At 33.4% G+C, this 24,344-nt stretch carries 17 protein-coding genes and 1 pseudogene; 11 read left to right on the forward strand and 7 right to left on the reverse strand.

The window, feature by feature from the left end; translation table 11 throughout:
- Positions 1 to 741 precede the first annotated feature (741 nt).
- The 3 genes from ND855_RS07035 (at position 742) to ND855_RS07045 (ending at position 2,563) form a co-directional block, all read left to right on the forward strand.
- Entirely contained in the window at positions 742 to 1,242 is a 501-nt protein-coding gene (locus ND855_RS07035; protein ID WP_265357748.1) for a hypothetical protein, read from the forward strand.
- Between the two features lie 76 nt (positions 1,243 to 1,318).
- Positions 1,319 to 2,239 (forward strand): hypothetical protein, encoded by a 921-nt coding sequence (locus ND855_RS07040; protein WP_265357749.1) that lies wholly within the window; start codon positions 1,319 to 1,321, stop codon positions 2,237 to 2,239.
- A 48-nt stretch (positions 2,240 to 2,287) separates the two neighbouring features.
- The gene (locus tag ND855_RS07045) at positions 2,288 to 2,563 is read left to right on the forward strand and encodes a hypothetical protein (RefSeq protein ID WP_265357750.1); all 276 of its coding nucleotides are present in this window, start codon (positions 2,288 to 2,290) and stop codon (positions 2,561 to 2,563) included.
- 1,502 nt (positions 2,564 to 4,065) lie between these two features.
- Here ND855_RS07045 and ND855_RS07050 read toward each other — a convergent pair.
- The 3 genes from ND855_RS07050 to ND855_RS07060 are packed head-to-tail and all read right to left on the reverse strand — an operon-like array spanning position 4,066 to position 6,924.
- On the reverse strand, positions 4,066 to 4,635 hold the full coding sequence (locus ND855_RS07050; RefSeq protein WP_265357751.1) for a hypothetical protein: 570 nt from the start codon (positions 4,633 to 4,635) through the stop codon (positions 4,066 to 4,068).
- A 10-nt stretch (positions 4,636 to 4,645) separates the two neighbouring features.
- Positions 4,646 to 6,016: a kelch repeat-containing protein gene (locus ND855_RS07055; protein ID WP_265357752.1), complete on the reverse strand. Its 1,371-nt coding sequence runs from the start codon at positions 6,014 to 6,016 to the stop codon at positions 4,646 to 4,648.
- Positions 6,016 to 6,924 (reverse strand): LA_3334 family protein, encoded by a 909-nt coding sequence (locus ND855_RS07060; protein WP_265357753.1) that lies wholly within the window; start codon positions 6,922 to 6,924, stop codon positions 6,016 to 6,018. Before ND855_RS07060 ends, ND855_RS07055 begins: the two co-directional genes overlap by 1 nt.
- An 81-nt stretch (positions 6,925 to 7,005) precedes the next feature.
- On the opposite strand from ND855_RS07060, the gene ND855_RS07065 reads away from it, so the two are divergent.
- Both ND855_RS07065 and ND855_RS07070 read left to right on the forward strand, forming a co-directional pair.
- Complete coding sequence (locus tag ND855_RS07065; protein WP_265357754.1) at positions 7,006 to 13,890, forward strand: RHS repeat-associated core domain-containing protein; 6,885 nt, start codon at positions 7,006 to 7,008, stop codon at positions 13,888 to 13,890.
- Positions 13,891 to 14,254: 364 nt separating this feature from the next.
- A complete protein-coding gene (locus tag ND855_RS07070; RefSeq protein WP_265357755.1) occupies positions 14,255 to 14,833 on the forward strand; it encodes a hypothetical protein in 579 nt (192 codons plus the stop codon).
- Between the two features lie 23 nt (positions 14,834 to 14,856).
- Here ND855_RS07070 and ND855_RS18875 read toward each other — a convergent pair.
- A pseudogene (locus ND855_RS18875) lies at positions 14,857 to 15,581 on the reverse strand (IS481 family transposase); the annotation flags it as partial.
- Positions 15,582 to 15,746: 165 nt separating this feature from the next.
- Positions 15,747 to 15,965 (reverse strand): helix-turn-helix domain-containing protein, encoded by a 219-nt coding sequence (locus ND855_RS07075; RefSeq protein ID WP_265357756.1) that lies wholly within the window; start codon positions 15,963 to 15,965, stop codon positions 15,747 to 15,749.
- A gap of 103 nt (positions 15,966 to 16,068) precedes the next feature.
- On the opposite strand from ND855_RS07075, the gene ND855_RS07080 reads away from it, so the two are divergent.
- The 6 genes from ND855_RS07080 (at position 16,069) to ND855_RS07105 (ending at position 22,980) form a co-directional block, all read left to right on the forward strand.
- The gene (locus ND855_RS07080) at positions 16,069 to 16,422 is read left to right on the forward strand and encodes a hypothetical protein (RefSeq protein WP_265357757.1); all 354 of its coding nucleotides are present in this window, start codon (positions 16,069 to 16,071) and stop codon (positions 16,420 to 16,422) included.
- Between the two features lie 54 nt (positions 16,423 to 16,476).
- Positions 16,477 to 16,788, forward strand: coding sequence for a DUF2085 domain-containing protein (locus tag ND855_RS07085; protein ID WP_265359357.1), 312 nt, complete (start codon positions 16,477 to 16,479; stop codon positions 16,786 to 16,788).
- A gap of 11 nt (positions 16,789 to 16,799) precedes the next feature.
- Positions 16,800 to 17,960, forward strand: coding sequence for a hypothetical protein (locus ND855_RS07090; protein ID WP_265357758.1), 1,161 nt, complete (start codon positions 16,800 to 16,802; stop codon positions 17,958 to 17,960).
- Between the two features lie 306 nt (positions 17,961 to 18,266).
- Positions 18,267 to 18,551: a hypothetical protein gene (locus ND855_RS07095; protein WP_265357759.1), complete on the forward strand. Its 285-nt coding sequence runs from the start codon at positions 18,267 to 18,269 to the stop codon at positions 18,549 to 18,551.
- Between the two features lie 1,361 nt (positions 18,552 to 19,912).
- Complete coding sequence (locus tag ND855_RS07100) at positions 19,913 to 22,075, forward strand: bifunctional DNA primase/polymerase (RefSeq protein WP_265357760.1); 2,163 nt, start codon at positions 19,913 to 19,915, stop codon at positions 22,073 to 22,075.
- Positions 22,076 to 22,164: 89 nt separating this feature from the next.
- A complete protein-coding gene (locus ND855_RS07105; protein ID WP_265357761.1) occupies positions 22,165 to 22,980 on the forward strand; it encodes a tyrosine-type recombinase/integrase in 816 nt (271 codons plus the stop codon).
- 313 nt (positions 22,981 to 23,293) lie between these two features.
- Here ND855_RS07105 and ND855_RS07110 read toward each other — a convergent pair whose 3' ends face one another.
- Entirely contained in the window at positions 23,294 to 23,899 is a 606-nt protein-coding gene (locus ND855_RS07110; protein ID WP_265357762.1) for an ImmA/IrrE family metallo-endopeptidase, read from the reverse strand.
- On the reverse strand, positions 23,880 to 24,281 hold the full coding sequence (locus ND855_RS07115; RefSeq protein ID WP_265357763.1) for a helix-turn-helix transcriptional regulator: 402 nt from the start codon (positions 24,279 to 24,281) through the stop codon (positions 23,880 to 23,882). Before ND855_RS07115 ends, ND855_RS07110 begins: the two co-directional genes overlap by 20 nt.
- Positions 24,282 to 24,344: the final 63 nt, after the last annotated feature.

Consider the following 24,344-nt stretch of genomic DNA (forward strand, 5'->3'; position numbering starts at 1 on the left):
TTGTATCTTCTAGACCTATATTTATTACTGCGAACAGAGCTTGAGTAAAGTATAACTGAGTCTGCTACTGCAATTTTATCCTTAGCAAATTCAGGATTCTCTAACTCTTTGAATAGTTTCTCTCTCAGTGATTCATTGAGCTGTGAGAAGATCACTTGGATTCTTTTCTTCAAATAGAAACTAGATTTTACAGATAGATTAAGTTTTCTACTTATCTCCTTAGAAGTCATTACCTTCGGATATTGATTGATCATATCCCAGATGATGAAGCTTATATATGCAAGATTGGATTTGTAGTTCTGGAATGGAGTCTTAGCTGTTATGGATACTTGATAATGACAGTTTGAACATCTTCCAACTGTAGGTCTGTTTTTTACGTGGAGGAAAAGTAAGTTAGGGTAATCACATTTGCAAGACTTGGGGTAAAGAGTTTGTAAGATAGTGAGGGTTCTGAGTTGGAAGAGTTTGGAAAAGGTAGGGTGGTCTAAGAGGTTATTTGAGGAGGTGGTTGAAGGGGGTTTTGTGGGGAAAGGTGAGGTTCGGCTTGGGTTTTTGAGGTTTTTTGTCCGCTCCCCTGTAGCAACCTGGGGAATCTGTCTTTTTCGGGTTTCTGGTTGGGACATAATAACGATCAAAACTTAAATTCAGAATGTGGGTCAACTATAATTAAATAGGTAAACATTTGATAAGGACCAAAAAAGCTGCAATTAGCTAGGTGGTACACTTACAGATGTTACTTATATGAGCCAAAAAATTCTTACACTTTTCCTTTTCCTCCTCTTCTTGAACTGCCAAACTACTGTCAAAACTGAGATTTCCTCCTATGGAGTGGAGGACTTCAGAGTCAATCAGACCTATGATTTTGTTTATCGTGAAGGGTATGACTTCGCTCCATTGTCAAAAGTATTCGAAGCGAAAGCACAGAAGTATGGCTGGACAAGGGTCAAGACTAACCCGTCTCTCCTGATTGACTTAGGTCTTGAAACTGCCAAGGCTGAGAGCCTACTAGGAGGATATTGTCATAAGCTCAATGTCGGAATCACTGACAAAAATCAGACTGTATACTTCGGAGAGGTTTTCCTTGAAAAAAGACAGGAAATCTTCATTGATTCCATCCCTTTCCTCGTTACTTCCTTTTCGAAGAATTATCCGAGTATGGTTTTCAAACTTGAAAAGAAGGTTCGAAAATCTGAAGCGGAAACTTTAGAGAACCAGCTTGGAGTATACTATAATAATAACTAGACAGAATTAACTCCGAGTTAGCTGATAGAGAGCGAGGATTGAACCCCTCGCTTTTTTAAGTCCAGAGAGGTTTTGAATGAGCAAACAAAATGAGCCTAATAAAACTGTAGAAACAGAAGAACCGAAAAAAGTGTTATTTGGTTTTCTAAGTGATAGATTGAATCATCCATATATTGGTACTTTCATTTTCTCGTTCTTGTTCTATAACTTCGAGGATATAGCTAAGCTTATAATTGGTCTAGGCGAAGAATTTACAGAAGATAAGATTGATGCCATTGAGATATTTGTAAGTAGTTTTAATGCAGATAGTTTCAAATTTTGGATTCCCGTTTTCATTATGATAATAATTCCTAATGTTTTTCATAAACTAGGAGATGTAATTTACAGATTGTCTCAAAGAGGGAGGGATTACTTTATTTCATTAATTGATAATTTTAGTGAAAGAGCAAATTTAGATTCAAAAGTTGGATTTTATCAAAGGGAAAACTCAATTTTAAAAGAAAGAATTGAGAATTTAACTCAAAATTCCAATGTAATACTTAAAAATTTGATTAATCAAGTTAAAAAGTATAATCAAGGAATCGGCGATTTGCGACCTGCCTTATCTAATGTTTCACTTAGCGTAGGTGATTTGGTATCTTATAATAAAGATAAAAACTTTATTAGATTTTTAGAAAAGGGGTATCCTCTTTTTGGGGAAATTTTTCTTAAGTTAAGTAATGATTTATATATAGTTAACTTACAAACTAAGTTAAGTGTAGAAAATTCAATTTTGAAGGAATTGCCAAAAGATGATAAAGACTATTATATTTATAATTTAGGGTCTGGGAAATTCGATTTTGACATTTTCAAAAGAGACGATGATAAAAATTATATTGGGCATTTTACTAGAACAAAAAATCTGCTTCAATCCCCAGTTAAATTTGAGGAAGCTCGTAATCCAATTACAGACAATGAATTACTAGTACTCATTGAAAAGTTACAGTATATAAAGTAATTAGAAAACAAGGGCAGTTACCATCTATGATGAATCATAAGAAGAAAAATGGATATAGCTGAATTTTATGGTAACATAGAAAAATCAAGTCAAGGAATGGCAATTGTAAAGTTGATCTTTTCTAAAGCTTATAAAGATGAATTACATATAATTCTATTTAATCCTGGATTAATTCTTGAATGCATAGAAGCTAACAAGAGTTTATTTGGAAAATTTGATCGAGTTGATATAGGATTTTTGGAATCTATAGATTCAATTAATTATAACAAAGAATACACTAGTTTTTTTATTCGAGATAATGGAAATTCATTTACTCCCGTATAAGAGCCATTACCATCTTTACAATCTTATAGAGGAGGGGAGGCTACGTTCTTTTTGTGGTTTAAATTCTTTCCCTGACTACTCAAAGAAGAATCTTAAAAATATATTTTTTAATGAAGTTGAGTTAACTTATTACATCAAAGAAGTAGATCATAACTTTTGTGATATTTGTAAACATAAGTATTTTCAAAAAAAGTATGCCTGATCTTTTCCCTGATCTTTTTTTTTGACTAAAATTAATTTTTTTATAAAAAGTTGGAAAAACCCACCTATTACCTCTAAAAAATGGATGTTGAGCATTTAGTTGTATCCCATTATGTCTTATATCCAACAATTTTTAAGGAGGTGCGAGAATGGGTCGATTACCGAAAAAGAATTTTCAAAATGAGAATTTTGGTCGTGTAGTGGAAGTCGCTACGAAAATAGTCACACTTGCGATTCAAATAATCAACCTAATTCTAACTCACTGTTCAAAATGAGCCAGAATTAGGATTTAACGAAAGCCTTCGGAATCGCCAACTTTGAGACGGGATGCGGTTCTGGAGGATTTACACCCATAAATATATTATACTGGGTATAATTGTCAAGTAGGACATAATAGGTTTACAAAAAATAAACCAATTTTTAATCCACTAAAATCTTTGTTACTATTTTTTTCGAAAAACATCAAGAGTCACTTTTTTGAATTCTTTGGATAAGCTTTGACGTCTGTTAGTTTATGAAGATTAATTTAAGAAATAAAATTCTAAAAAAGGTATATGTTGGAAATCTATTCGGAAAATTATAAAGGAAAAAACTATCTATTACAAAGACTTATGTGATCGGTGGAGTTGTTTACGTCTATAGGATTGATGAAAAAGATTCTGTTCAATATAAATTTAAATTTGGGAAAATAAAGAATAAAAGTGAACTTAAAATTGATTTGATTTATACAGCAAAGGAAATAATTGATAATAGTCTAAATAGTTAGACTATTGGCTCTTTTTTACATGTTGATTGTTATTATTTTTATGTAATTCTTTACGCTTGGACTAAAAGTTAATATACTTTCATACTTAATGTAAAGCGACACTCTTCTGCCATTCTAACAAGCCATTCGGTAATAAATTTTTTTTGTCATAGATATATAAGGATAGAAATCATTTCATTTGAACTTATAAGATATTGTCTCGAAGTATTCCTGGCTTTTGTTAGAATTTATATATCTGTTATGCTGATAATGGGATATTCTTTGAGTTTAATAATGTGAAAGAAAATTTAGAATTGTTAATTTGATGATAATTTCCCTTTACCTAGTAAGTTGAAATTTATAAAAAAATTTAAAGTTATTTCAAAAGTGGGATTGATTTGGTGAATTCAATTATTTAGGATAATAAATATAAATGAAATAGGTTTGGGCGAATTAGAAATTTATTTTGTTGTTTAATATAATTATTATGTTAAATCGACTAAAGTTTGATTTGAAAGTTTCATCTGAAGTAAATAGTTTTACCTCTTTTCTTTGGTCATTTTCTAATCAATAGTATCAAGTTTATTATGACCTGAATCAGAAAGAGAGTGGCAATTGATCCAAGCAAAGCATATATCAATTTCGTTTGTTCTTCAATTTCACTGATTCGAAAGCTATTAATTAGAAAATAAGAATCGGCATTAGAATTAACGTAGATGATTTCCTTTTCTTTTTCCTGTATTTTTCTTGGAATTATTGTTGGAATCGGTGTTTTTTGTTCTTCCTCATCATGAAGTATTTTCCCAGACATTTCAGTATATCTTTCTTTTATAAGTGGATTTGTTCTCCATCGAGAATGGGCTTTATTGTAAAATTCAAAGGATGATTTGTATTTTTTCTGCTGGTATAAGTCTTCACCTTTAGATATCCAATATTCCGTTTCCAAAAGTTCATATTTGGCTTGGTCTATTTTTGCCAGTTGGAATTTGCTGAGAAGATCATTGGCTTCTTCAAATTGTTTATTTTTCAAAGAGTATCTAAATAAGAATATATCTTCTTCAGAAATAGATTCTGCACTTAAGGATAAACATAGTAAAAGTAAGATTGTATAAGTAATTCTTTTCATGATTTCACTTTTATCTACTTAAAATTACTGCTTTGTGACCAAAACGACTTCTAGGCATATTGAGTGAATCTAAAACCCATGGATTTCCACCTGGATTAGCCAAATCTAATGTATATACCTGATCAACAGGTAAATTAAACTCAGAAGCACCTCCAAAGAGATAAAGTTTCCTTTTTTCATAGGAGATTTCCATTGCAGGGTAATAAAGTGCTACTGGTATATTTGAACCAGTGACGAATGAATTAGCGGCTGTTCCTAGAAATGAATATTCAAATCGGTTTGAATTAGTAACAGCAGTTACTGGCTGAGATATGTTCGTTCCTGTAGAACCTCCAGCTATAAAAATGGCAGGAGTGTCAGTAGGGAAAGGATCACTTGAAATTGGTTGATAACAAGCGTATCCTGAACCATGTCGAGCAAGTGAAATAGAAGCTTCAATTTTTCCTGAAGTAGAATTTAGAGAAGGTGAATACGCATCTGTCGTTGCATAAGCTAATCCGTCTGAATAAAATCTACCACCAGTGAAAATTAAACTCCCATTGTAAGTACATCCAGCCATATCAATTCTTGGAAAAATATTGGTGCTGGATAATAAGCTTACCCAAGTGCCACTGGTTCCTAGATTTGGATAAAACTTATATATAGTATTAAATATTGTTCCAGTCGTCATATCAGTGGTTGTAGTTCCACCTAGTATAACGATTTCTTCATCAAATGAACCAGCTACACCGCCTTGAAGAGTAGATGGAATATCTGAAAGATTTCGATTCCAAGTATTAGCAATGGGATCATATGCTTCAACTATTCTACTCATTGTATAGGAAGCACCATTTTTAACTATTCCTCCAATTACATAGATTTTGTTTTTAAAGGAGACAATTTGAGCATTTAATCTTGGGGTAGGTACATTTGTAATTGCTGGATACCATCTGTTATCCACAGGGTCGAAAAAATCAACTTCACTTACTGCATTTTTGTCTGATCCTATGCCACCTAGAATCCAAATGCCTCTTCGATATATTGTAGCATTATCAGATAAAGTCCTGAATGTAGAAGGGATTCCTAATCCACCTTCTTTAGTGCCACAAGAAGGAACGAATCGATACTCTGTGTCTGTGATCAAATTTGAAAGTGCGACTGCGTGTACCTCATTTTCTAGAAATGAAGTATCCAAATTACTGTAATTTGGTCCTGAAGTGATTAGGAATCCTGGAAGTTTACCAGAACATTTCCAACTAACAATTGCGGAATTTGTGGTAATATTTGTAACTACTTGCCATTCAATTTTTGCATTATTAGCATTCCCACCATCGGTTAGGGTGTTTGAGCAATTTGAAATAAAGAAGAATGCTGGAACTAAAATAATAAAAATAAGTTTCATCAGAAATTCATTCCTCCAGTAATTTCAAGACCAGAGCCACAATGTGTTTTTTCTATTTCGAAGTAACATTGATTCTTCCATCCAAATCGATAAAACGAAGACCCATATCTTAATCCTTGCCAACCGAGTTCAATATAAGCAGAAGGATTTGACCCAACTTTAGAGTTACTTTGATCATACTTATAGTTAACTGCGGATATCCCTAAGCCAACAATGCCATAAAAATCTAGAAGTGGATTCGAATTGAAAACCTTAGATTGGTATAGGTAAGTATATCCTGAATTTATACTAATTTCCTTAACTGGTCCTATGGACTGTAGATATTCATATTTGAATCCTAACTGATAAGTATTCTTAAATCTTAAGAAAGCAGGTTCTGTAAAAAGCGAAACACCATATAATGGAGGTGTTTGAGTGCCAAGTGGAGCAAGTAATGGCAAAAAAGAAAAACTTCCTCCAACTCTTGTTAAGTTATCTAGTTTATCATTTGCTAGATAAACAACTGGAAATTCTGGATGTTCGTCAGTTTCTGAATTACTGTTCTTGATCTCGTCCCTACTTATTGTCAAAAACCCTAACTCAGATTTGATTATGATTTCATCTTTTTTTCGTTCTGCGATTGTTCCTTTTATCACACTTCCATTTTTTAGTGATAAAATTGTAATTTTGTAAGAATTATTCAGTTGTCCCTTGTTAGATAAATCATAATACTCGAGTTCTTTCTTGGGAATTTTGTATTCTTTATCTTTGAAACGGACAACGAGCATTCGTTCATCTTCATATACGAATTCAGCATAGAAGCCATCTCCATTTGGAAATCTAAGCTCAGCTGCGTTTAATGAGATACTGATTGTTGAAAAGAAAAAACAAACAATTGTTGTTAGTTGAAAATATTTTAAAGAATTCATTAATGTTATGCGGAATAGTTGACATTAATTTTATAACTATGTTAGATGACAAGAATTATTCCTATAAAATGTATTCAGGTTATGCGACAAAATATTATTAAAATTGTTTTAGTTCTAGTTTCTATATTTTCGTTCTTGTCTTTTTTGGGTGGGCAAAGACTTCCCCTGCAAATGCCTGAAGTAAATGCAGATCAATTTGGGAATGCCTCTTTCAATTTTCCCTTAGAAGTGCCAGATGGGACTGGTGATTTAACCCCAGAGTTAAGCATTTCATATTCTTCTAGTGGTGGGAATGGATTATTGGGGAAAGGATATGAATTATCTGGAATTCCTTATATAAAAAGAGATATTTCCTATGGAATTAATTATAATTCCAACGATAGCTATTACAGTTCAGAATATGGTCAATTAGTAGACTCAAATGCTAATAAATCAGTATATTATACAAAAGAAGAGAGTTTCGTTAGTTTTTTTCCGCAAGGAGATTCAGGAAGAGGACCTACTGAGTTTATAGCTTATGATAAGGATGGTAATAGGTATAGTTATGGTGGCAATGGTGCTCAGTTAATACACCCAAATGGAGCAGTTAGGACTTGGGCATTACGTGAAAAACGTGAACCACATGGCGAGACTATAAATTATGAATGGGAAGTGCGTAAAGGAGAGATATATTTAACTAGGATTTCCTACGCAGGTGGCGTAAGAGAAGTTCGTATTGAATACACAACTAGAGAAGATGTTGAGACCGATTATTCTGAAAAGACATTAACGACTAGAGATTGGTTAATAAGCCGAATAAGGTTTTATTCTGATAATTCTCATGTTCATTCTTATGAATTTAGCTATTCAAATGATTCTAAAACAAAAGATAGTTTGCTAACAAAAATACAATTTGAAAAAGATAACTTCTTTTCTCTCTCTACCCATTTACCTTTAGAATTTATTTATACGCCAAGTCATGAAGGAATTGGATCAAAATTAAATACATCTCCATCTCAGGTTTCCAATGGTTACGGTTCGGAGATAGATTTAGAAGATAGGGGATTATTATTATTAAAAAATATTATTTACGCTGTTTTCACAATGAAAGCAAGTCAACCTCCAAAATCTAAGACTGCTCTTAATAAACTTCAAAATAAAATTACGCCACCTGGAATAGCAAAGACTGGGGGAGGTACAGGTGATGGATTTGATTTTAATGCTTTAAAAGTAGATCAGAATTTATATAATCCAGATGTAGAAATGGTAGGTAGATATCCTATCGGTAACCAAAATCGACAAACCTGTGATATAGGTGTTCTTGCTTGTTTATGTACTGCCTTTCCTGGATGTCCCGATTTTGCTTTCAGTATGTGTGGAGAATATTTATACTTCTCAGCCGATGGATGCAATAATGGTGTAATTTCTCCGAACCGTATGGTTTTGCCAACTGATATTGATGGGGATGGCATATCTGAATTCTCTCGATTTTTGGGCAGGATGGATGGAAATCAAATCTATGTAAAAACGGATGATCAGAAAAACGGGAGAACAGTAACATCACCTACATATCCAATCAAATATAATACTTACATTGATGTTGCTGATATGGATGGTGATGGAAAAACAGATGTAATTTATGAACATAATGCAATGCTTTATGTTTCATATTCGAATGGAAACGGGCTAGAATCAGCCGTTGCTTTTCCCCATGTAAAACTTCAGCCAACATCACAAAATTATCGATTAACTCAAAACTATAATCCTCTAGATTATGCAGTTGATATCAACAGAGATGGGAGGACAGATTTTATCCATTTATACCCTGATAAAATGGCAATTTATATTTCAACAGGTAGAGGATTTCAAGCAGAGAAAGTAATATGGTATGGAGGAAATAGAAGTTTAGTCCAAGAAACACTAGATACGAATCCATTTATTGCACATCGAATGAATCAATTTTCTGATATTGATGGAGATGGAATTCCTGAACATATTCAAGTATTAAATGTGAATCCACCTCCAGAGCAGGCGATGTTGCTTGCAGTAAAAGAAAGGCACAAACAAGAGCAAGCAAATGCTCAAGCAGAAGTATCGTATTTTAAAAGTGAAATGTTAAGTTTAATCAACGGTGCCTATGGAGATTTTTTTCATGTTAGATACATTGAAGGCTCGATTTACGCTGATTGGCGATGGTTGTATTGGGAATTGTTAGGGAGACCAGGTACTGCTACAGCTTCGGAAATCGAAAACTTAACTAAAGCTATAGACCAACAATTTTTTGAAGTTCGATATCGAGAACTTTTAGAAAGGCAAGCCAATGAGCTAGATATTGAAGTAAATAGAATAAGAAATGTAAATTTAGATTATTCGCAGTATCAAATTATTATAACTAAAATAAATTTAAATCAAAATACTATGATTCAGACTGCACAGAATATGCCACGTTATTCTGTAGGATATAATGGTAAAAATTGGCTAGTTGATATTAACAAAGATGGATTACCAGATTATGTATCAGTAACCAATGCAAATAGTCATTTTAATCCATATGACAGATGGACTGAAAATCCATATAATTTTTCATCTCAAGTTCATGTGATATTTAACACTGGAGATGGTTTTGATTTTGGAAACATTATCACTTCTAGTTTGCCGACTGTCATTAAACCAGATAGATTTGCAGAAAAAAACGATCCAAACATTTCTGTAGTTTCAAGCTTTGATTTTACTGATTTAGACGAAGACGGGAATTTGGATTTTATCGTTAAAGAATTCAATACGGTAGCATATCATGTTTATTCAGGAAATGGGAACGGAGGTTTCAGTCGTACGAGCGATTTTTCTGTAGAATCTAGTGAAATTGCTTCAGCAAGGTTTGAAGATAGAAATGAAGATGGTATTCCCGATTTTTATTACCAATATGGAAAAAATTTGATCACTCGTCAGATTTCCTCATCTTCACCAAGTGCTACTGGTGGTAGGCTTAGTAAGATCATTAATAATGTCAATGGAGCTGAAACAAAGGTAGAATATGCTTGGAAAAAGAATATTCCAGGTGCTGTTCAAAAAGGAACAGGGAGTTATTCGACATCTTTACCAAATGGTTCTCCTCAATTATTGGTGTCTTCAATTTCAACAAAGGCAGGTCTAGGTTATGCGGAATATAAATCAGAATACTCTTACACCAATTCTCGTTTTAAGCCAGGCGATCTGGAAACTAGTCAGAACCTGGGATTTGAAACTATTACCGAGCGAAATTTAATCAATGGTGATTTAAAAAATAGAAATATCTCAACTTACATACAAAGCGGGACAGGTGCGGGTCTTCTATCTAATTCAGAAACATATACTGAAAATAATTCTTTAATGGAAAGAAATGCCTATGCTTATTCAGTTTTTCACCCACATACAGGAACCAGGTTACGGCTTCCAAACTTAACCACCAAGGAAGTGTATGAAAACGGACAATTAAAAGATCAAATCACAAGTTCTATTTCTTATGATCAAGCCTTTGCATGTTCACAATCGGTTGCCGTAGAAGATTTCAATGGTCGAGTTACACGATTAGAAATGAGTTATTCAAATAATTCTGCCATGAACATCTTGGTATTACCAATTGAATCAAAAAAGACTGTAAATGGAAGTTTGGTTGAACATAAAAAATGGGCATTTAATGGAGCTGATTTATCTTCCGAGAGTAAATTAGTTAGTTCAGGTCAATGGTATTCAATATATTATTCCTATGATGCGATTGGTAATGTTTCAAGTTCAACTGATTCTCTCGGCAGGACATTGACATATGAATATGGCGATATCACACGTAGTAAACCAACAGTCACAAGGAATGCGTTAGGTCAAACAAGCAAGAAAACTTATGATTCGAAGTTAAACGTTGAGACTATTAATGAAGATGCAAATGGCAATGTAGTTACTTTTGAATACGATGAATATGGTAGAAAAATTGCGAGTTTCTTCAACGGTGAAAAACAGGAATCTAATGAGTATTCATTTGATGGCACTAATTTTGTAACTAAACAAACTACTCATTCTGAAGAAGGCGAAGTTTGGACAAGGGAAACAAAGGATTTACTGGGTAAAATTGTTAAAAAAGAATCCCTAGTTGTGGATGGAATTGTTTCTACTGTAGATACAAAATACGATGATATGGGGAGAGAGATACAGAAATCTAACTCTTATTTTACTGGCGAGTCTCCTCGTTGGGCTTATACCTACTATTATACACAAGCGGAAGATTCACTTGAACGAGCTAAGGAAACAATCGCTGCTACAGGCGAGATTTCCAGGATTGTATATGGACTTCGAACAACCACAGTAACAACCACAAACCAATCAGAAGTGATCCGAACGGAAACACAAGTCCTAGACAATTTGGGAAGACTTATTACAAAAACTGTCCAAGGGGAAACATTAGAATACCAATATGATAATGCAGATCGTATGGTTCAAATCTCTGATCCAGGGAATGGAATTACCGAAATTAATTATGATATTGGTGGGAGAAAAACTAGGTATAGTGATTCCAATTCAGGAACCATAACTTACACATACAATGTAGCAGGCGATTTGCTCACTCAGACTGATGCACGAGGGATAGTTGTACGCAAGGAAGTGGATGGAATGGGAAGGATAACTAGAGTGATGCCTGGAAACGAGACACCTACCGTCTACGAATACGATTCTGGAAATTCCATAGCAAGCACCTATGTAATTGGGAAATTAACCAAAGTTACAGATAGTTCTGGAGTCATAGAATTGGCTTATGATAGAAAGGGAAATTTAATTGGCGAGAAGCGAACCATTGATGATCTACAAGTTCTTTTTCAGAGAAGCTATGATGATTATGGTCGTGTAAAAACTGTCACGTATCCTGATGGAACACTCGTCCGCAATCACTATACAGGCACTGGTCAACTAGCTTTTTTGACGATGGACTCCCATGATGGTAATAGCTTGAATCATACAGTCGTGAGCTATGAGGGTCCCAAAATTGCAGATGATAAATATTATATAGAACGAAAAACAGGTAATGGGATAGTTACTAAAATTGGCTATGATCCATTACGGATGAGACCACAAAGCCTTGTTACTTACCTGAAAGATAATTCTGTCGAACAAAGTATCAAGTATGATTACGACAAACGAGGCAATATATCTGCGATTACTGATTTAATGAATGAATCTCGTAACCAAAGTTTTGAATACGACCATTTGAATCGAGTGAAGAAAGCAATTGGTAAGTATGGAGAGGAAAACTACAATTACCACAGGAATGGAAACTTATTAAATAAGGGAGCATTTACTTATACCTATGACAATGTAAATCATATTCATGCAGTGACAAGAGTGAATAGTCCGAATACAGGTATTGTTGGCTACACCTATGATGCTATGGGCAATATGATAGGTCGTAACGGTGATACACTTGTATATAATGCACAAAACAAACTGCAACGAATTGAGACGAATGGTGGAGACAAGTTCGAATACACATATGACCATTCGGGGATGAGGATTAAAAAATCCATACAAAATTCGAATACGACGACTTATAGCTTTGGAAACTTTTATGAAATCCACCGATCTCCAGGAGCACAAGAGAAACATACGTTGTATGTGATTGGTGCGGAAGGGGATATGGTTGCCCAGTATAGCCGAGGGGATGTTATTCTACTTAATCAGATGGCTTCAAACGAATGGTTAGTTAATCCATTTTGTAAAGATGTAAATATAGAGTGTGAAACTTACTGGAAAAACAAAGTTGGCTTTGTCTTAAATACATTCCTTGAAGATACCAATATTTATAAGGATGGAAAGATCGGAGAAGGGCACAGAGCATTACCATGGCTAGTATTACTGGGATTTCTATTCTGGGTGGTATACAAAACAAAAGACCAAAGGGAAGAAACAAATACTAAAAATCAATCCTTTGACTTATTTAGAATTTCTATTCTACCTAATTTGACATACCGAATCCATAGACAAATTCCTCGTTATGGAACCGCATTATTTGTAGTTCTATTTTCATTTACCACAACGGCAGGATGTTTTCCATTGTTACTCGGCGGTGCTGAAGGTGAATCAGGAACTCCGATTTGGATGTTAGGACTTGGGAATATACCTAGCGATACGCAATCAGTAGGTGATGAGCCTCCTGGTCAAGGTGGTGGGGGCGGTGGTTCTTCTACAGGGAATGCGAGAGTTACTGGGATGTATTTTTTCCACCCAGATCATTTGGGAAGTATTACGATGATCACCGATGGGAATGGCAATGTTCTTGCAGGTGGTGAAAGGGGCGGTAAAAGTCATATTACTTACAAACCATATGGAGAAATTCTTAGAACTGACTCTTATGGTCCAGACATTACTAAATTCAAATATACGGGACAAGAAGAAGATCAAGAAAGTGGATTGTATTATTATAAGGCACGTTATTACGATGCGGCTTTAGGTAGGTTTGCGAGTAACGACAGCATGGTATTCCCAGATAAACATCAAGGGATGAACAGGATGATGTATGTAGAAGGGAATCCTTTGAAGTCGGTGGACAAAAGTGGTAATAGACTAAGTCAATCATGGGCTTTTGCAATTGCGGCATATTTTTTTGTTAAAGATAATCCAGGCTATCAACATGCTTTTCAAAAATTAGCGTTTATTTATCATGCATATAGAAAAGGACGTGCAAATGATAGAAACAGTAGACATGCTTACCAAAATTGGGATATCAGTAAAGCAATAGATAGTGCAACATCATACTACATAAAGTTTGAAGTGCCCATGGATGCAGATGTAAGCTTTAATGTTAAAATTGACGATTCTGGAAAATTAGATATACAATTTAAAGCTGAGTTTTCTGTTGGAGTAAGATTACATCTTGGGAAAAAAGGGAGATGGATAGGATTTAACTTTGGTCAGCAGGAATGCAAAGAAGATGATCCAGAAAAGCCAACATGTCCTAATAGTTAATAATAATTTTTTAAAGTGGAGGATATTATTTTTATGAAATTAAAGTTTATTTTCATTCTATTCTTAATCATAAATTGTTCGGTGTCAGTATCTACAGGGAATAGTGACTGTTCTGAACAAAAAAAGAAATTGCAGGGATGTCTATTATTGGCAAATTCTGCAACAGATTCCGAAAAATTGCCATTAGTACTTTCTTGTAGAAGTATAATAAGAATTGATTCAAGTTGTGATTAGCATTTTCAAAAGAAGTATTTTTAATAAGATTACTAATATTGTAGTCATAATTTTTATTTTATGTAGTCAGTCTTCTTGTTCATTGACCTTAATTTCTCCAGGAATTAACTCGAACCATAAGCTGTACACAATGACCGATTATCATTTTGACGAAGCAGTTTTTTACGGTAGGATTTACTATCAGAATTCGGCTTACTATATAGATAAGGAGAATTGGTTATTAGTAGCTAACGATATTAATAATTTTGTATTAAGTAATCCATCAAAGTTGAAAGAAGATTTGGATGTTCAGAGTAAAATTATTATCCTATTTGAAAATTGTTTCGATAAGAACAAAAAATTTGACCCTATAATCGATATATCGAAATATAATTTTTATCTAAATAAAAATAAAATTAATGAAGTAATTTCATATATTTATCCCTATTCTTATGAAAAAAAGGGTACCTCTTTGTTAAAATTCAAACCTCTATACTTTTATGATCCTTACAGGCAAAATGAAAAAACTATAAGGACTGGTGATGACTTCCTAACTTGTGTGAGAACTCTCTTGTTCACTGAAGAGACTTTAGTAAGGAAAGGTAAAAATTATTTTCGGGTTTTGACTGCAAGCAACACAAATCTTGAATATTTTTTTATATATGATAATGGTTTTATCGATTTTTCGGACGAAAGAAGTTCGATGAAAATAGTCTCACCTAAAATTTAGTGTACTAAAAAGCAAGGCTGTATATCGAGATAGGTAATATGAAGTCTTTCAATATATCTGTTGCTTTGTCGCCTTCCAACTTTCGTGGTTCTTTTTTCGAAATTTTCAATATGAAGGCAAAATTCAAACGGATGTTGGTCTTTTCTGCCACAGTATTCTTATCGATTATCTGTAAGAATCGTTTTAATTGGAACATTGTGGTCTTCGAAAAAAGGAAAGACTTCATTATTCAATGTTTGGACGGCAGTAATCGGCATTTTGGATGTGTGAAGATTACCCCCACGCCTATTTGGAATGGCAATCTATAACTGATTGCAGATAGACTCTTCCTATTTCTTTCAAGGTTCCTACCATAAATGTATCCATAGCCACTAAATCCCCTGTAAAATCAGCCTGAATGTGCCTATCTCGGTATTTAGGATTGAATTTCATTCAATTCTATATGATGTTCTTTAAGATGTTGATCGAGTCTTAAAAGTCGTTGGTGTTTCGTAAGAAGTTTTGTTCATGTCCAGACACCTCGAACTCCTCCTGAACTGACACTGTAACCTTTCAAATTCAATTGTTAAGCTACACTTATCTATCCTTTTGTTGGATTGATGAGGCTATTATCCAGGCTTTCGAGTTCTTCGTACAATCAGTTTTGATTAGGGTAGTTTGCTCCAGAAGTTCTGTCTATCAATTCTTCTGAACCAAACGTTTGGTAGTTTCTTCTGATCTGCTATCTAGAATAGCCTATGATCTTACAAAAACGCTAAGTTCATTTGCAAAATCTTGCATTTTCCCTACCAAGAAATAACTTTGTGGTAAAATTATTTTTCTAATGAGAGGATATGTGACCACTATATCTTTACTAAGTATAAAAGTTAATTCCATACTAGCACAATAAAGTGAATGTTTTTTAAAAAGGTTATCATACATCAATAATATCTTTAGGTTGGACTTTAAGATGTTTTGCAATTTTATATACCGATTTCATGGTTAAATTAGCCCTTCCAGCCTCAATTTCCTGTAAAGTCCTTACTGGAACTGGATAATCTCCAGAATCTAAATCTTCCTGATTAAAACCTTTTTGGAGCCTTAGCTCTCGAATATTACTTCCAATTTTTATCAAAAAATCTTCAAACTTCACCACATTATATTGCGTCTTAGTTGACATTAAGTGAACGCAGTATAATGTGGGTTAGGCAAATTTTTTGGAAATCTGCCAATTTTGAACAGTAAAAAGGTAACTAATGAGTAATCCTTCATGCCCAAGTTGTGGAACGGAATTAAGATTTCTAAACACATCGTTAATGAAATTCGATGGTGTTAAAGTTTGTGTTAACTGTTTCCAGCGTGCTACCATTGAAAAATTGACTACTCTGGAACAGCTTAAATCCCTCCCTGAAAAGGTGCCGATGAGTTCAGACTCTATTACCTCTCAAAAGTCAGAGGTTAAAAGTCCAGATACTATTATTGTTAAAAGCGAAACGAAAGGATTTGGATTTATTAAAGCATGTATTGGATTTTTCCTGGCAGGTCCTTTCGGATTGTTATGTGGATTTTGCGGAAGCGGAAAGACAAAAACGACTGTTATACGTAAGTAAATGTTAAGGAATTTACTCGATATTAGTAGGATATCCTTGGCAGAGTTTCCATTTATGTGTCACCAACTTTCAGAAAGGAGCTTTTACTATAAAGGTTCGCAATTCCCTGTATGTGCCAGATGCACTGGAGTAATTATAGGGCAAATATTTGCTCTATTAAGTATAATTATTCAGCCAATAAGGTTTGGGTTCATAGCTTACATATCGTTAATGCTTCCTGCATTGATTGATTGGTCACTTCAAGAATTTATTCAAATTAAATCGAATAATTTTCGTAGGATTGTAACTGGATCATTTTTAGGCTTTGGATATGTAATGACATGTGTAGTCTTAGTTTCTTTCGCTTTTAATTTTAAAAAAAATTGAGGAATTTTTAAATGAAGAATAAAAATACTTTTGCTTTGCTTTTCTCAATAGTTTTTATCTTTTCGAATTGTCAAACTAATATAGAGAAATTAAAAACATCAAAAGATAAGCTTTCAACTGTAGTTGGAATACCAATATATATATTATCTACTAAAGAAATAAAAAAATATTATCATTTTCTTCTCGCCCTAGATGGAAAATTTCAAACTGATATTCCATCACTTTCCCATTGTAATCAATGGAATGTTGATGATCAACTCGATAAGATTTACTTAGTCTGCAAAAATGGGAATTATAATTTTGATTTAAAAAAATACATTAATTATGATTCGAAAATTAAAAAAGATAGTGTTCCTTATACTATACGACCGTATGTTTCTTTGGTAGATTTCAAATTGAATTATGTAAATCTTAATAATCCATGGTTTGATGTAGCACCTATTGTAAAGTTTTTGGATAAAGATGGATTGTCTCTTTTTCAAACAATATATTTCATTATTGGTGATGAGAATTTGAATAAATTCAAAGAGGCTATTGTAATTCGAGATACGCAAATGGAAGAGGATGCACAGAGGTTGGTTAGAGGTATTCCTATAGAACAAATTATAGATTTACGCTCCGAAGACAATTTAAACTTTATTCTGGTTCACCAAAATGAAATAGATAATCCCAATTTCTTTTTTACGCTAACACATAAATATCTAGATATGAAGCTTTCAGATTATGAGAAAAAAATAAAAGAAAGTGATAAACTTAAAACTAAAAAGTATTTAGTTTTTGAAACTGATTTCAAAAAAAATCCATACGATATTAAAAATCGAGGTTTTTTACTAGATATTCATGATGAATACACAGGTGGATTTAAGCGATTCTATTCACCACCTATCTTTGTCAGTATGGAAATTGAAAAATATGAGGAAATGAAATATGATAAAGTTGTCTGTATTGCGGAATATGAAGTATACACTCAATCGGAGACTGCATATTCATCCACAAAATTCAGTGGAATATTAAATAAAGAAAATTTTGAAAAATATAAAGTTAATTACAGCGAAGGTCTTCCTTTCATTAAAGAGCAAGTAATTCGATTTAAACAATTTAAATTAAAGGTTTTGAATTATAGAATTTATGACTCTTCGGAAGAGATAATCGATTCTTATTGGAAGAAATAGGATTTTATTTTAAGTAATGAATGTAAAGTTTGAAAGCACGGCTATTTGAGCTTAGCATCAACCACTTAGAGCTATATAATGAGGCATAAGCAATTATTTGAACTTTCATATTAAAAAGTGGTTTTTCTTTTTCTAGGGGCGAAACAGTTGTAACTAATCCAAAAAGGCTTTTTTGGATCAAAAGTGATCTTTTTCTAAAAGTTTTGTAAATGTCTGGGTTAAGGCAGATATTTGGTTGGCTTGCTTGAATTGTGCCGTGGAACTGCAAACAAGGTGGTAGTTTTAGACAGGGAGATATTTATATACATGACAGTAGATGAACTTAATTCTAAATATAGTCATGCCATTGAACAAGGATTCAGTGGCGTGGAATCAAATTTTTCGGAAATTACAATTTATCTAGATCGCCTTTTACGATTGCTAATTCACCGTCGCCCAGATTTTAAATTAATACAACTTAAAATGAAATTTGGAGAAGTTTGTCTGTACACTAATCTCCACATCATTCATAATGATGATGACAGACAAAGAGATCACGATCTCTCTATGAAGATTCAATCAAGGCTTCAGAAATCTTCAAAATTAAACTGAATTCTGATTTGTACAGATACGGTATTCGCCATACACAATCCTCTAACTTAATTTAGATTATTGATCTCTTCCTTTTTTTAATTCTTGGATTCCCTTAGTAAAAACTTGATTGTGAGTTCGTTCATTCAAATTTCTGCCTTGGTATGGTATTTCGTTGTTATAGAAAATTTAGATAAACCTGAAAATCGTTTTCCATCTCATCGAAAATTTTATAAAATTTTGTTCTACCTGCTGCGGCTTTAAAATGTTCCTCTAGGAATGTTCGATGAAGCACTTTCATATATTTATTGTTTAGTGTTCTTCTGACTTTCGTGATTTTGTTTTCGATGACTTTTTATTGAAGGAATAATTCATACGGATGACGGTCTTCTTTCCGAAAATATTTTTTCGTCCTTAATCTCTAATAATTGTTTTAATTGGAACATTGTGTACTTCAAAGAGTGGAGGTTTTTTATTATTCAAAGTTTGTAATGCAGTTATCGGCATTTTGGATGTGTGAAGAGTTCTCTACGTCTATTTGGAATGACAGTCAATAACTGTCTGCAGATAGACTCTTCCTATTTTTTTCAAGTTTCATATAATAAAAGTATCCATCGCCTCCAAATCTCCTCTAAAATCTGCCTGAAAGTGTCTATCTCGGTATTTAGGATTGAATTTCTCAAGTAGCTTTATTTAATTTTCATTTAAATCTATAGGATGCTCTTTTAGATGTTGATCGAGTCTTAAAAGTCGTTAGTGTTTCTACAGAAGTTTCCTTCTTGTCTAGACTCCTTGGACTCCGACTGAACTTACACTGGGACCTTTCAAAAATCTTTTTTTTTAATTTTTCTTTTTTCCATTAGTTCATGAGCTAAACATACAATTTTTTAGAGTTAGGGGATACATTTTTTTTAAGTAACGTGACCTAACCTTTTTATTAAGTACTCTGATTTTTTCGTATTTGTTTATTAAAATACTATATAGGAGAGAAGAAGAGATATTTTTTTTTGCTTTGAGTTGGTAAACCAACTCTACAGCTGGGAGTATTAGGTTGATTACTTTATTTAAATAAAAGAATGATACTTCAAATCTTTTATCCCCGAGGTTTACCCCGAGGATATTCCTATTGAAGAAAAGAAAGTATTTAAAACCTTACAAATTCCACATATAATATCGAATCAGTGGGTAATTTGTAAGGTTTTAAACCAATTTTTTTTATTTTTAATTCAATAAAACTTACAATCCCCCAAGCAATAGCCTACTGCAGTAGGCTATTTTTTTTTGAAAAAAAAATTCTAAGAAAACTATAGAATCTCCCAAAAAGAGTATATTAGGAATTGGGAGGGTAATATCCCCTCACTAACTATTTGTAGGATAAAAAAATGACGTTTCAAGAAGAATTAACTCAGAATGGAGATTTAAGCCCATACATAGGTGAGCTAGCAAAAATAAAGGACAAACTTCTTTTTGTGCCAGTAAAGAATGAGGCAAAACACCACTTTCTAGCCAATTGGGAAGCTTCTGGTAGGTTTGGTGAAGGTAAGAGGGTATCGGACCTCGACCAAGGGCAAATACTCGAGATGGTTGAAGGAGCCGAGGTTCAAAATTGGGGGTTAGTCATCGGTAGATGTGAGAATCTCTTTGTAATTGATATAGACAATTATGACCTGACTATTAGGAAACTAGAAACTCTATCAAAAATTTCCAAATCTTTTGCTGATAAATATGAAAAATATAAAGAGTTAATTTCTCAAACCTACACAATTAAGAGTCAATCTGGTGGAAGACATCACTACTTTTTATTCGAGGGGGTAGGCGAGTATAAGAGAAGCCTTAAAAAGAACATATTAGTAGCTGAGCACTTGGATGGGAATCAAAACCTAATTTCTGAATATGAAAGTATAATAGGAGGAGCAAACCCCTCCGTAATCGATACGGATTTCCTTATAGGAAAACAATTGGTTTTGCTACCATTTTCGGTTATCGAAGACCCAATAACAGGAAAAAGAAAATCTTACTCTATCGAAAATAATTTCGAAGTAAAAAAGCTAACCATTGAAGAGTTTGGTGCGTTGCTTCTATTTTTTAATGGGGTGAAAAAAAAGGAAGAGAAGAGAGATCGAGTTAAAAAACTTAAAGAACCTACACCTAAAATTAAAAAAATTAAATTAGAAAACTCGTTAGGTTCGAAAGTAGCAATCAAATTGCATTCACGAAAATGGTATGAGTTAACTGATGCTGAATTGGAAACATATGATCGAGAAATCAAATTCATTAGTCATCTTAGGTTATTGCAAGGTTGGCAGGATAATGGATTGGTTATATCAAGAGAATTCGAAGTTTTAACGAACAAGTCACTTAGCGAAGCAGAATTGAAGGAAGGATGCGGAGGAAGAAGGACTCCAGTTGAATGCAGTTGGATAAGGAAGCTTTTCTTTTTTGGCGTAAGCCGAAAATCTATAGTAAAATTTGCTAGAGACAATTTCAATATATATACACATTCATATTCCGATCCTTCCTTTATTGAATCTTTTTACGATAAGTTAGAGGATGGAAAAGAAGTTTATTCTGGAATAGATATGGATTTGTATGAATCCATTCAATTGATTCATCAGTTTGATCTAAAAAGATTATTCGGTGGTTCCCAATCTTCGTGTCGGATAGTATTGGAATCGTTGTATTCTTTGGGGATACTAAATTCTAATTATAAATTAAAGTTTCTTTCAAATGGAATATTGTCGATTGCTTCCAGGGTAGTCATATCTGAGAAAACCGTTCGCAAGGCTTTTCGCAGGCTTATAGAGAGTGAAGTTATTCATGTTAGTTATGCAAAGAAGGATGGAAAAAATCAATATATTAATCAAGTGAGGCTTTTGAGTAAAGATGAACTGGAAACTAAGTTACTTGAGTTATGTGATAAAGACAGTCGAGGAATATTGACACCCTTTACAATCGAATCGAGAATTCCCTTGCACAAACTTAAAGGTGTCGGCAAAACTGGAGAAGAGATATATCTAAGGATAAAATCAATTGGTGAAGTGAAGGCTTCTGATATTTATTCAATTTTGCCGAATATAACTAATAAGAACAAGATCAAGGTGATAAAGAGGAGGGTAAAACTTTTATGGGACTATGGATTCCTTGTTTTGAATTCAAATGCAACTTTGTCTGTGTCCGATAAACCAATGTCGGATTGCGTAAAAATTATAGAAACCGAGAATATCGAAAGGAAGAGGAAGTTGATCTCTGATCCCATTGATAAACAATTTGAGCGTTTAATGCATGTTAAGAAATCATGGAAGGTGCAAAAAAAAGTAAACAAGATAAATGACCTTAATATGGAAATACTTAACCGCTTTGTAGTTAGTAAAGAAGAGATAATACAATTACGAAGTAAGCTTTTAGATTTAATGTCGAATTTTACTCAAGAAACGGAGTATGACCCTTATTATATTTTCAAATTTGATCCCGCCGAGCCATTGTTTCAGATTCATCAAAGTTTGGATATTTTGAAAAAGCTACCAGAAACGGAATCAGTGATGTAATAGAAATAATGAGACTAGGGTTACACAAGTAGTAATTTTGTAACCTAGGTCCTTTGACAGATTTTCAGGAATTATCAAAATTGTCCTTCATGGCAGCAATTTTAAAAGGTTCAGTAAGTCTTCCGAGTAAACCTCAATATCGGGTTTGTGTTAATCGATTCCTTACTTGGATTGGAAATCGTCCAATCAACGAAGAAACACTAAGGGAGTATTTCAAATATTTAGGTTCCTTCATGTCTCCTGCGTCAGTTAGGTTAGCAAAGACTTCAATTAAACTCTGGATATTAAAGACTCACTCCAAAAGAAATGAGCTAAACTTCAGAAACGGAATTCAGGCTTTATTTCGTGAAATAAAGGTTCCAAAGCCAAATGTAACGGTCAGTGATTCAAAACTCCTTAGTGATAGGGACCTTAAGCTTTTAGTTAGGAAGCTTCCTCTTAAGTATTCCTTGATTTTACAGGTATTATATGGAACGGGTGCCCGAGTAAGTGAGGTATTATCGATCAGGATTGCAAACTGTAAGAATTTGAAAACCCACACTGAATCCAAAGTGATTGGTAAGGGGGGAAAAGAACATGTATTGATTATATCAAAAGACCTCTTTGAAAGAATAGGGAAGGTTTTCTGTGGAAAAGAGTATCTATTTGAGAACTCTGCGACAGGAAAACCGTATACCAGGCAATTAGTGCACAGGAATTTCAAAGATGTTGGACTAAGTGCATTGGAACGCAGAGTATACCCGCATCAGACCCGCCACAGTCGAATCAGTCATCTTTTACGGCAGGGGAAACCCTTGGACGCAGTATCTAGGTTTGCAAACCATTTTGATCCTTCGTTCACGGCGAAGGTGTATGGGCAGAACAATCTAGAAGCGAAAGAAATTTTAAATTCGGGTATTATTTAAGTAAATATTAATAGGAGGTAAGGTAAAATCTTGCAAAGTTGAACGAGAGTTCTAATTGGTAAAGTTTCTAAAAAAAAACTTAGAGAAGAATTCACTGTATTTAGAAAATAAAATTATGAGCTGGCTTAGAATCTTAATCATTGAAGAACTCAATTCGATAATTTCATTAAATCTGAATCAATAGCCTTGGACTTTTTCTGTCTGTCATATATGCCATTCAGTTCATTATGGGATAAATCTTGTTTTTTTCTTAAAAAAATTATCACTTTGTATTCAATTGATTAAGAAAAATTTAGAATGGATTTCATTAAATTTATGCACTTCTTCTATATATTCTTTCACCCAAAATTTCATCTCGTAGTTTTAGCCATTTAATTTTACACAAGCTACCTTTTTCAGCAATCTGAAGAAATTCTGCTTTCTTCGCCAAACCAGCATAACTTAAAGTAGTATCTGTTGCATTTTTCAACAAAACTAAATGGGCAGGTGTGAAATTATTTCGTGTAACTCCCATCTCATTTAAATGATATAAATAAAGTTGATCAGGGAAAAGAAGCTCGGCTGCAAAAACTTCGGCACCAATTTCAACTTGTTCATTTATATTTGCATTAGTGCAATATAAGCTACCGAGATTTCGATCAAATAAATGGTGTTTTAACTCATGTGCCAAAGTAAATGTTTTTTGATCCCTTCGAAGATTTTTGTTAACTACAACGTGTGGAATCCCATCATCTACTATATATGCCCCTCTTAAGTCACGAAAATCTTTCCAATAATTTATCTCTTTAATACCTTCTGACTTCATTATTTTTTTAATCTCACCAGGTAATACTCTTGGTAATTTAATTTCGTACTTTTCCCGTAATTTATTTGCTCCCACCTTTAAGGATTCATAATATTCAAATCGTGATTGACTCATCTTTTCGCTTTCTCCCTGGAGATTTTTTTTGCATTGCGTTTAACTGCTTTTTTGCGAAATAGAACTCCAAATAATTTGAAACTTCGGCTAACTCATTGTCTGAAAGTCCTGCCATCCCCCTGAACATCATATCAATTTTTTGATCTTTATCTGTTCCTACAGTGTCTCCAGGTAGGAATGTAAGGATTGAGACTTTAAAAAACTTAGCTAACTCATATAAATCTTCAATTTTCGGTTTATACTCTCCCGTTTCCCATCTGGAAATGGTATTTGGAGTTTTATTTAACTTTTTTGCTAATTCAGTCTGCGAGATTCCTTTTCCAGAAAAGCTAGATTCTCGCAGTTCTCGGATTTTAAGGGCAACTATTTCATTTATGCTCACAGGTAAAATATACTAAAATAGGAAAATATTTCAACTCTTTTACTTGACGACATAATGCATCTA

It is taken from the genome of Leptospira paudalimensis (assembly GCF_026151345.1).
Taxonomy (GTDB): domain Bacteria; phylum Spirochaetota; class Leptospiria; order Leptospirales; family Leptospiraceae; genus Leptospira_A; species Leptospira_A paudalimensis.

Bases quoted from the DNA above. Each gene is read 5' to 3' on its own strand.
- ND855_RS07035 (WP_265357748.1), top strand. From the start codon at position 742: ATGAGCCAAAAAATTCTTACACTTTTCCTTTTCCTCCTCTTCTTGAAC.
- ND855_RS07090 (WP_265357758.1), top strand. From the start codon at position 16,800: ATGAAGAATAAAAATACTTTTGCTTTGCTTTTCTCAATAGTTTTTATC.
- ND855_RS07085 (WP_265359357.1), top strand. From the start codon at position 16,477: ATGTGTCACCAACTTTCAGAAAGGAGCTTTTACTATAAAGGTTCGCAA.
- ND855_RS07110 (WP_265357762.1), bottom strand. From the start codon at position 23,899: ATGAGTCAATCACGATTTGAATATTATGAATCCTTAAAGGTGGGAGCA.
- ND855_RS07105 (WP_265357761.1), top strand. From the start codon at position 22,165: ATGGCAGCAATTTTAAAAGGTTCAGTAAGTCTTCCGAGTAAACCTCAA.
- ND855_RS07065 (WP_265357754.1), top strand. From the start codon at position 7,006: ATGCGACAAAATATTATTAAAATTGTTTTAGTTCTAGTTTCTATATTT.
- ND855_RS07080 (WP_265357757.1), top strand. From the start codon at position 16,069: ATGAGTAATCCTTCATGCCCAAGTTGTGGAACGGAATTAAGATTTCTA.
- ND855_RS07100 (WP_265357760.1), top strand. From the start codon at position 19,913: ATGACGTTTCAAGAAGAATTAACTCAGAATGGAGATTTAAGCCCATAC.
- ND855_RS07095 (WP_265357759.1), top strand. From the start codon at position 18,267: ATGACAGTAGATGAACTTAATTCTAAATATAGTCATGCCATTGAACAA.
- ND855_RS07055 (WP_265357752.1), bottom strand. From the start codon at position 6,016: ATGAAACTTATTTTTATTATTTTAGTTCCAGCATTCTTCTTTATTTCA.
- ND855_RS07060 (WP_265357753.1), bottom strand. From the start codon at position 6,924: ATGAATTCTTTAAAATATTTTCAACTAACAACAATTGTTTGTTTTTTC.
- ND855_RS07045 (WP_265357750.1), top strand. From the start codon at position 2,288: ATGGATATAGCTGAATTTTATGGTAACATAGAAAAATCAAGTCAAGGA.
- ND855_RS07040 (WP_265357749.1), top strand. From the start codon at position 1,319: ATGAGCAAACAAAATGAGCCTAATAAAACTGTAGAAACAGAAGAACCG.
- ND855_RS07070 (WP_265357755.1), top strand. From the start codon at position 14,255: ATGACCGATTATCATTTTGACGAAGCAGTTTTTTACGGTAGGATTTAC.
- ND855_RS07050 (WP_265357751.1), bottom strand. From the start codon at position 4,635: ATGAAAAGAATTACTTATACAATCTTACTTTTACTATGTTTATCCTTA.